The sequence below is a fragment of the Streptomyces millisiae genome (assembly GCF_031845425.1).
GTDB classification, from domain to species: domain Bacteria; phylum Actinomycetota; class Actinomycetes; order Streptomycetales; family Streptomycetaceae; genus Streptomyces; species Streptomyces millisiae.
The window spans coordinates 135,200-143,372 of the sequence record NZ_JAVREM010000011.1 but is presented as its reverse complement, the minus strand read 5'-3'; the positions used below and the strand labels follow the sequence as shown (position 1 = coordinate 143,372).

Annotated in this window: 9 protein-coding genes and 1 pseudogene; 6 read left to right on the top strand and 4 right to left on the bottom strand. The window is 72.9% G+C overall.

The annotated features are described in order from the left end of the window. Nucleotides 1-699, top strand: a pseudogene (locus RNC47_RS12675) (hypothetical protein); the annotation flags it as partial. 30 nt (nucleotides 700-729) lie between these two features. On the opposite strand, the gene RNC47_RS12670 reads toward RNC47_RS12675, so the two are convergent. Continuing rightward, nucleotides 730-1,482 (bottom strand): ABC transporter permease, encoded by a 753-nt coding sequence (locus RNC47_RS12670; RefSeq protein ID WP_311598330.1) that lies wholly within the window; start codon nucleotides 1,480-1,482, stop codon nucleotides 730-732. Nucleotides 1,483-1,505: 23 nt separating this feature from the next. After that, entirely contained in the window at nucleotides 1,506-2,285 is a 780-nt protein-coding gene (locus tag RNC47_RS12665) for an ABC transporter ATP-binding protein (protein ID WP_311598329.1), read from the bottom strand. A gap of 86 nt (nucleotides 2,286-2,371) precedes the next feature. Here RNC47_RS12665 and RNC47_RS12660 point away from each other — a divergent pair, with 86 nt between their 5' ends. Then, complete coding sequence (locus RNC47_RS12660; RefSeq protein ID WP_311598327.1) at nucleotides 2,372-3,028, top strand: TetR/AcrR family transcriptional regulator; 657 nt, start codon at nucleotides 2,372-2,374, stop codon at nucleotides 3,026-3,028. 2 nt (nucleotides 3,029-3,030) lie between these two features. Further along, the gene (locus RNC47_RS12655) at nucleotides 3,031-3,351 is read left to right on the top strand and encodes a DUF6204 family protein (protein ID WP_311598325.1); all 321 of its coding nucleotides are present in this window, start codon (nucleotides 3,031-3,033) and stop codon (nucleotides 3,349-3,351) included. Here the strand turns inward: RNC47_RS12655 and RNC47_RS12650 are convergent. Then, nucleotides 3,338-4,027: an RDD family protein gene (locus RNC47_RS12650; RefSeq protein WP_311598323.1), complete on the bottom strand. Its 690-nt coding sequence runs from the start codon at nucleotides 4,025-4,027 to the stop codon at nucleotides 3,338-3,340. The genes RNC47_RS12655 and RNC47_RS12650 overlap by 14 nt on opposite strands. Before the next feature lie 170 nt (nucleotides 4,028-4,197). Here RNC47_RS12650 and RNC47_RS12645 point away from each other — a divergent pair, with 170 nt between their 5' ends. The 3 genes from RNC47_RS12645 to RNC47_RS12635 all read left to right on the top strand — a co-directional run bounded on the left by RNC47_RS12645 (nucleotide 4,198) and on the right by RNC47_RS12635 (nucleotide 6,148). Next, a complete protein-coding gene (locus RNC47_RS12645; protein ID WP_311598321.1) occupies nucleotides 4,198-5,019 on the top strand; it encodes a lipase family protein in 822 nt (273 codons plus the stop codon). Nucleotides 5,020-5,118: 99 nt separating this feature from the next. Then, nucleotides 5,119-5,598, top strand: a complete 480-nt coding sequence (locus RNC47_RS12640) for an RrF2 family transcriptional regulator (protein ID WP_394814766.1) — start codon at nucleotides 5,119-5,121, stop codon at nucleotides 5,596-5,598. 139 nt (nucleotides 5,599-5,737) lie between these two features. Beyond that, nucleotides 5,738-6,148 carry a carboxymuconolactone decarboxylase family protein gene (locus RNC47_RS12635; RefSeq protein ID WP_387096516.1) on the top strand — a complete coding sequence of 137 codons (411 nt, stop codon included), beginning with the start codon at nucleotides 5,738-5,740 and terminating at the stop codon, nucleotides 6,146-6,148. A 60-nt stretch (nucleotides 6,149-6,208) separates the two neighbouring features. Here the strand turns inward: RNC47_RS12635 and RNC47_RS12630 are convergent, their stop codons facing one another. Next, nucleotides 6,209-8,152, bottom strand: a complete 1,944-nt coding sequence (locus tag RNC47_RS12630) for a PhoX family protein (RefSeq protein WP_311598316.1) — start codon at nucleotides 8,150-8,152, stop codon at nucleotides 6,209-6,211. Nucleotides 8,153-8,173 lie beyond the last annotated feature (21 nt).

The following is an 8,173-nucleotide window of genomic DNA, read 5'->3' as shown; positions in this document are numbered from 1 at the left end:
CCCCCGGCGGCGTTCCACGCCACCGCACCCGCCACACCCCCCTACACCCCCACACCACCGCCGCGCCGACGCGGCCGCAACGCACTCCTCGCGGCATTGGCGGTCTGCGCGGTCGTCGCCGGCGCGGTCGTCGGCGCCACCCTGCTCAACGGCGGCAACGACGAGAACCCCACCAACAACGACGCCGCGGGCGACGAGACGTCCCAGACGCCCACCGACCAGGAGACCACCCCGGCGGAGGAGGAGACGGAGACCACCCCCTCCGAAACCACATCCGAACCGCCGGCCGAACCCGAACCGGTGACCTACGAGGGGGTCTCCATCCCCGACTACCACGTCATCTCGCTCTACCAGGACCCGCCGAGCCCGGAGCGGACGGAGCTCGGCCCGAGCTACGAGGGCGACCTCGGCTACTTGGGGGCGAGCATCATCTCGTACGACCGCTCGCTGGTGACCGGTGACGACAACACCCTGGCCCTGCTCCGGCAGGACGAGACCGGCTCGCTCGACACCTGCCGCTCGGTGACCCGGTACACCGACGGGTTCCTCGACGACGAGGCGCCGCCCGGCTCCGAGATCTGCCTGACCACCGCCAGCGGGGACATCGCCCTGGTCACCGTCGTCGAGTACGCGCCCGTCGACTCGTCCAGCCAGTATGTGACCGTGGATCTCACGGTCTGGCGCGGCGCCGCGCAGTAGACGCCGGCCGCACGCCCGCCGGCGGTCGGCTCAGGCCGGCTGCCGGCGGAAGGCCCGGGCGCCGGCCAGCACGCAGAGCGCCGCCAGGGCGACGGTGACGGCGGCGCCGACAGCCAGGGTCCCGCTGGCGTAGTGGCCGAGGAACGCCTCGCGCACCGCGTCCACGGTGTAGCGGAACGGCACCGCCCTGGATGCGCCGTCCAGCCAGGCCGGGGCCAGGGTCATCGGCAGCAGCAGGCCGGAGAGCAGCATCAGCGGCATCACCGCCGTGTTGGCGACGGAGGCGAACTCCGGGACGGTGCGCACCAGGGTGGCGAGACCGTAGGAGAGGGCGGAGAGCGCCGCCGCCAGCACGCCCACGAGGAGCAGGCCGATCGCCACCCCGGCCAGCGGTGCCCGCAGCCCGAAGGCGAGGCCGAGCAGCACCAGGGCGAGGGCCTGGGTGAGGAGTTGGACGACGTCGCGCAGGGTGCGGCCAAGCAGCAGGGCCAGCGGGCTCACGGGGGTGACCCGCAGCCGGTCGAACACGCCGAGGTTGCGGTCCATCAGCAGGCCGATCCCGACGAAGGTGCCGCCGAGCAGGGCGAGTTGGACGAGCACGCCGGGGACGAGGACCTGCCACGACGAGCCGCCGGTACCCAGGTCGAGCCCGGTCAGCAGCGGTCCGAAGAGGGCGAGGAAGAGCAGCGGCTGGAGCATGGCGAAGAGCACGTTGGTCCGCGAGCGGAGGGTGGCCCGCAGGGCGCGGCCGAAGACGATTCCGGTGTCGGTGAGCAGGGTCACGGTGAGTTCCTGAAACGGGTTGTCTAGACAGCGACGGGTTCGTCGGCCGGGGCGCGGCCGGTGATGGCGAGGAAGGCGTCCTGGAGGCTGGCGGCCGGGTCGCCGGCGTGGCGGCGCTTGAGCTCGGTGGCGGTGCCCTCGGCGACGACGGTGCCGCCGTCCACGACGACGATGCGGTCCGCGAGCACGTCGGCCTCGTCCAGGTAGTGGGTGGTGAGGAAGACGGTGGTGCCGTCCCGGTCGCGGATCCGCCGGACGAGCTGCCAGAGGTCGGCGCGGCTGGCCGGGTCGAGGCCGGTGGTCGGCTCGTCGAGGAACAGCACCTCGGGGCGGTTGACCAGGCCGAGCGCGATCTCCAGGCGGCGGCGCTGGCCGCCGGAGAGCGCGGCGGTCGGCCGGTCGAGCAGTTCGCCGAGGCCGAGGTCGGCGGCCAGCTCCGCCGCCCGGGCCGCGGCCTCGGCCCGGCCGAGGCGGTGCAGCCTGCCCTGGGTGACCAGCTCCTCGCGGGCCGGGCAGGCGGGGTCGAGGCCGCCGGACTGCGCCACGTAGCCGATCCGCCGGCGCACGGCGTCCGGGTCGCGCCGCAGGTCGTGTCCCGCGATCTCGGCCTGGCCGCCGGTGGGCGGCAGCAGCGTGGTGAGCATGCGCAGGGTGGTGGTCTTGCCGGCGCCGTTGGGGCCGAGGAAGCCGAGGATCTCGCCGCGTTCGACGGTCAGGTCGATGCCGCGCACCGCGTGGACGGGGCCGGTCCTGAGCCGGAACGTCCTGGCGAGCCCCCGGGTGGTGATGACGGGTGAGGACATGCGGCCGATAAAAGCACAGCGCGCTGTAAACATGCAATGCACTTAGGTTTTGCTATGCGCTTCATCTTTTCGGCTAGACTGCGCCCATGACGCCCAGCACCGAGGGTCTGCGGGAGCGGAAGAAGCGCCAGACCCGCCAGCGCATCCACGAGGCGGCCACCGAGCTCTTCGTGGCGCGCGGCTTCGACGACGTCACGATCGCCGAGGTCGCGGAGGCCGCCGAGGTATCCGTGAACACGCTGTACAACTACATCGAGGCCAAGGAGGACCTGGTCCTGCCGCGCGACCAGGAGTTCGGGCGCCGCCTCGCCGACTTCGTCAGGGAGCGCGCGCCGGGCGAGTCCGCCGCCCGGGCCGTGCTCGGCCGGCTCCGCGACGAGGTGCACCGGCGCGACCCGAACCTGGGGCTGACCGAGGGCTTCGCCCGCGTCTACGCGATGATGCGGGCCGCCCCCACCCTGACCGCCCGCCTCGAACAGCTGGGCCAGCAGATGACCGCCGCGCTCGCCGTGGTGCTGGCCGAGGAGACGGGCGCCGCGCCCGACGCCCCGCTCCCCCGGGTGGTCGCGCACCAGCTCGGCGCGCTGCACGCCCTCGTCTTCTCCGAGATCGGCCGGCTGATCAGCGCCGGGCAGCCCCCGGACGCCATCGCGGAGGCCGTGCTCGCGCTGCTCGACGCGGCCGAGGAGATCCTGGGCGACCCGATCCTCGAGTACGCCACCCGAGCCCCCCGAGAGGAGTGACCGTGTTCCGGGTCACCGTCCGTGGCGCGTTCGAAGGGCTGAGCGACGCCGACCGCGCCCGGCTGGCCGCCGAGCCCGGGCTGCTCGGGCCCGCCTACACCGAGCGCGGCGCCTTCACCTGCGACCGGACGATGACGGCGTTCTCGTTCCGCTGCCAGGTGCCGGTCGAGGACGACCGCGACGGCGAGGCCGAGGCCACCGCCCGCGCCCTCGCCGCCCTGGCGGCGCACGGCTTCCCGCACCGGGTCCTCCGTGTCGCGGTCACGGACCTGCGTGCCGTCAAGGTCCGGCGCCGGAACCGCGGGGAGGTCAGGCGGGGCTGAGGGGCTCGGCCGGCAGGTCGCCGTCGGCCGGGCCCCGGCGCCGCACCCGGTCGCCGATCCGGGCGAAGGTGGCGCCGACCTGCCAGGCACTGGCGACCGCCGTCCCGGTCAGCCGGTCCCCCAGCGACCGCCGCGCGCCGACCAGCGCCAGCAGCGCGTTGAGCGCGAAGACCGCCACGGCGACGATCCAGCACAGCACCGAGAGCGCGATGTCGCCGCCGACCAGCAGGCAGCAGGCGAGCGAGTACCAGCCGACGTCGACCATCGTGAGGACGGCGGCGCGGGCCGCCCAGCGGCCCCGCCTCGGCCGGTCCGCCCCCTCGCGCCCCTGGACCCGCAGGTTGGTCAGCGCCTGCCCGGGCGTGCGGCTCATGAGCGCGAGCGAGGCGAAGTAGTAGCCGAAGGTGAAGGCCACCAGCGCGGCGAACGCCTGCCAGACGGCGTCCACCGCAGAGCGCCACACCGACTCCCCGACGTCCTGACTCGCCCCCACCAGGTCGCCGTCCGAGGTGACGACCTCCCAGGCGGTCGTCCCCGCCAGGGCCGTCATGTCGGTCAGTTGGGCGCTGATCCGGTTGAACGTCAGCCAGCCGAGCAGGGTGGCCACCGCCAGCACGACGGCGAAGTCGAGCAGCCAGGCGCAGAGACGGCGCGTGCGCGGCGCGCGTGGGAACATCGGTCCTCCCCCAAGGTGTGTCCCACAGTCTAGGGACGCGCGTGGGCGCCCACCGGCGTTTCACCGCTTCCGCTCTTCGGGTGAACCGGCCCTGCGGCGCCGCCCGTCGGGCGCCGCGCCGGGATACCACGGACGGTGACCACCGTCGTTCACCCCGAAGGGACCCGCACGTGACCGTCACCGCCGGCTTCGACCACGGCGCCCGCGCGTACAGCGTGCCGCACGCCTACGCGCTCGCCCAGGCGTCCGACCTCGCCTACAAGGACCAGTCCACCATCGAGGACCAGACGCGGAACTGGGGTTTCGACCGGGTGCGGCACCACGAGTCCCGCTTCACGCCGCCGTTCCCGCTGGAGGACACCCAGGCGTACACCGCCGCCAGCGACCGGATGATCGTCACGGCCTTCCGGGGCACCGAGCCCGCGCAGATCAAGGACTGGCTGTCCGACTCCACCACCCCGCCCTGGCCCGGCTACGGCGGCACCGGCTACGTCCACTACGGGTTCGGCGAGGCGCTCGACTCCATCTGGCCGGACGTGAAGAACGCCGTGGCCGAACTCCGCGACAACGGCCAGACGGTCTGGTTCACGGGCCACAGCCTCGGCGGGGCGCTGGCCATGCTGGCGGGGGCCCGCATGCACATGGAGGACCCGCGCCTCCTCGCGGACGGCGTCTACACCTACGGCCAACCCCGGGCCTGCGACCTGACGTTGGCCGAGGCGTACAACCAGGGCTTCGGGCAGCGGACGTACCGCTTCGTCAACAACAACGACATCGTGCCGCAGGTGCCGCCGGAGCCGGCCTACACCCACGTCAAGGAGCTGCGGTACATCGACAGCAAGGGCCGGATCCACGACTCCATGCCGCTGCTGACCGGCCTCGCCGACCGGGCCAAGGGCCTGACCGCCGACGCCTTCGCGCCGGCCTCGGACGGGGTCAGGGACCACTCCATCAAGCGCTATCTGGAGGCCCTGGAGAAGAACCTCGGCTGACCCGCCGGTCAGGCGGCCCCGGCCCGCTGGCCGGCGGGTCCACCGCCGGCCAGGGGTTGCCAGCGGCGAATCTGGAGGTCTAGTATCCAGGTTATGCGGATGAGCGAGGGCGTCGAGTGGGCGCTGCACAGCTGTCTCAACCTCGCCTGGGCAGAGCCGGGCGAGGCGATGACGGCCAAGCGGCTCGCGGCGTTCTACGACCTTCCGCCCGCGTATCTGAACAAGCAGCTCCAGGCGTTGGCCAGGGCCGGGATCGTCACGTCGACACCCGGGCCGCGTGGCGGCTTCCGGCTGGCGCGGGAGCTCGAACAGATCACGCTGCTGGACGTGGTGACGGCGATCGAGGGGCCGGGCGAGGCGTTCCGGTGCGAGCAGGTGCTGCGCAACGGTCCCGACGGGCGGGAGGACGTCGACTACCGGTTGGCGTGCGCCGTCTCGCAGTCCATGCGGCGGGCCGAGCTGGCCTGGCGCAAGGAGTTGGCGGGTCAGACGCTGGCCGACATCAGGGCGACGGTCGAGCGGCGCCATCCGCGCACCCCGCAGCGCACCCGCGACTGGTTCGCCAGCCGCCGGGGGTAGCGGGCGCGGCGCACGGCCCCCGAGGCGCGCCGTCGCCCGAAATCTGGATATCAAACATCCTGGACATCCAGGAAATGGCAGAAGGAGAGCAGGAGACATGCAGGCACGGATGAGCATCAGGAAGCCGGCCGCCAAGGGCATGCAGGCGATGTTGGCGCTGGAGGCGTACGTCTCGGCCAGCCCGCTGCCGCACGCCGTCAAGGAGCTGGTGAAGCTGCGGGTCAGCCAGATCAACGGCTGCGGCTTCTGCGTGGACATGCACGCCAGGGACGCCAGGAAGGCCGGGGAGACCGACGAGCGCCTCTTCACGGTCGCGGCCTGGCGGGAGGCGCCCTACTTCACCGACGCCGAGCGGGCCGCGCTGGCGCTGGCCGAGGCCGCGACCCGGATCGCGGACAACGCGGAGGGGGTGCCGACCGAGGTGTGGGACGAGGCGGCCCGGCACTACGACGAGGAGCAGCTGGCCGGTCTGGTGATGGCGATCGCGGCGATCAACGCCTGGAACCGGATCAACGTCACGCTCCGGCAGCCGGCCGGGGCCGCGTTCTGACCCGCACGGCACGGAGGGCGGCCCCCGCCGGGGGCCGCCCTCCGCCGCGCGTCGGAAGGGTCAGGCGCCGACCACGCCGCCGTCGGCGCGGGTGATGACGACGGTGGCGGAGCGGGGGCGGCCCTCGGGGTCGAAGTCCGGCCAGTTGCTGACCGCCCGGGGGTTGTCCGGGGTCGGCTCGCCATAGGCGGCGGTGGCCTCGCCCGGGTGCTGGACGTTGACGAAGAGGGTCTTCTGGTCGGGCGTGAAGGCGACGCCGGTGATCTCCGCGCCGCGCGGGCCGACGAGGAAGCGGCGGATCTCGCCGGTGTCCGGGTCGGCGACCAGCAGCTGGTTGTTGCCGATGTTGTCGTAGCCCCTGGAGGCCAGGTTCTGCGAGGAGTTGGAGACGTCGGTGAGGATCCACAGACGGCCGTCGTCGTCGAAGGCGAGGCCGTCAGGGGAGCCGAAGATGTTGGTCTCGTCGAGCTCGACGGACGGGTCGTACTCGGGGTCACCGGCGAGCACGAAGATGTCCCACTCGAAGGTGGTGGCGGTGTTGTCGCGCCGGTGCTCGGTCCACCGGACGATGTGCCCGTACGGGTTGGGCTTGCGCGGGCTGACCGCGCTGTTCCAGCCGCTGCCGTTGGTCAGCGTGCAGTAGACGTCCTGGTTGCGCGGGTTGACCGCGATCCACTCGGGGCGATCCATCCTGGTGGCGCCGACCGCGTCGGCGGCCTCCCGGGTGCGCAGCAGCACGTCGGCCTGGTCGGCCCAGCCGTTGGCGCGGGTCAGCGGGCCGCGACCGTGGACCAGGGGAAGCCACTCGCCGGTGCCGTCGTCCTCGAAGCGGGCGACGTAGAGGGTGCCGTGGTCGAGCGGGCTGCGGCCGAGGGCGCGCTGCACGCGCCAGCTGCCGTCGCCGACGAACTTGTAGATGTAGTCGCCGTCCTGGTCGTCACCGGTGTAGGCGACGACGCGGCCGCGGGACTCGGTGACCGTGCAGCCCTCGTGCTTGATGCGACCGAGCGCGGTGCGCTTGACCGGCTTGGCGTCTGGCTTCGTCGGGTCGATCTCGACGACCCAGCCGAAGCGGTTGATCTCGTTGGGGTTGGCGGCCAGGTCGAAGCGGGAGTCGGCCTCGTGCCAGCGGTAGCCGCCGCCGGTCCGCGAGACGCCGTAGCGGGCCTGGCTGGTGGTCGGCTGCCAGTCGGAGTCCTCGGTGCCGAAGTAGTTGTTCCAGTTCTCCTCGCACGTGAGGTAGGTGCCCCACGGGGTGTAGCCGTTGGAACAGTTGTTGAGGGTGCCGGCCGGGGCGTCGGCGGCGCGCAGGCTGGGGTGGTTGGCGCGGACCGGGCCCGAGAAGTCGACGGGGGTGTCGCCGGTGACGCGGCGGGCGCGGCGGGACTCGGCGACCCGCCAGGTGCCGTCGCGGCGCTCGATCTCGACGACGCTGACGCCGTGCGCGGCGACCGCCTTGGCGACCTTCTCGGCCGTGATCTCGTCGTCGCCGTCGGGGAAGAGGAGCTGCTGGTCGACGTACTCGTGGTTGAGGACGAGCAGGCCGCGCCGGTTGCCCTCACGGCCGCCGAGCGGGAAGAAGTGCATGCCGTCGTGGTTCATGCCGACCTGTTCGGCCTGCTCGGCGGCGGAGTTGGAGGCGTCCTTGCGCCAGCGCGGGCCGCTGGGGCGGATGGGGGTGCCCCAGGGGATCAGGACCTGCGTGCGGTAGCCCTCGGGAACGGTGAGGGTGTCGTCGCTGTGGGTCGGGACGGGGTCGAAGCCGAGCAGCGGGCGGCGGCCGCCCCGGGAGGCGGGGGCCTGCGCGGACTCGGCGGCGACGGCGGTCGAACCACCGAGCTGGGTGGCGACCAGGAAGCCCGCGGCGGCGGCCGTACCGCCCTTCAGGGCCGCGCGGCGGGACATCCGCTTCTCGACGACCTCCCCGAAGGTCCGGTTGCCTGAGGGGTTGGAGCTCACCTCGTCCGGGTCGACCTCGGGAAAGACCGGGCGCTGTGCTGACATCGCGAGTCCTCACGTCCTGAT

Bases quoted from the DNA above. Each gene is read 5' to 3' on its own strand.
- RNC47_RS12665 (WP_311598329.1), bottom strand. From the start codon at position 2,285: ATGTCCTCACCCGTCATCACCACCCGGGGGCTCGCCAGGACGTTCCGG.
- RNC47_RS12660 (WP_311598327.1), top strand. From the start codon at position 2,372: ATGACGCCCAGCACCGAGGGTCTGCGGGAGCGGAAGAAGCGCCAGACC.
- RNC47_RS12640 (WP_394814766.1), top strand. From the start codon at position 5,119: ATGAGCGAGGGCGTCGAGTGGGCGCTGCACAGCTGTCTCAACCTCGCC.
- RNC47_RS12630 (WP_311598316.1), bottom strand. From the start codon at position 8,152: ATGTCAGCACAGCGCCCGGTCTTTCCCGAGGTCGACCCGGACGAGGTG.
- RNC47_RS12635 (WP_387096516.1), top strand. From the start codon at position 5,738: ATGCAGGCGATGTTGGCGCTGGAGGCGTACGTCTCGGCCAGCCCGCTG.
- RNC47_RS12650 (WP_311598323.1), bottom strand. From the start codon at position 4,027: ATGTTCCCACGCGCGCCGCGCACGCGCCGTCTCTGCGCCTGGCTGCTC.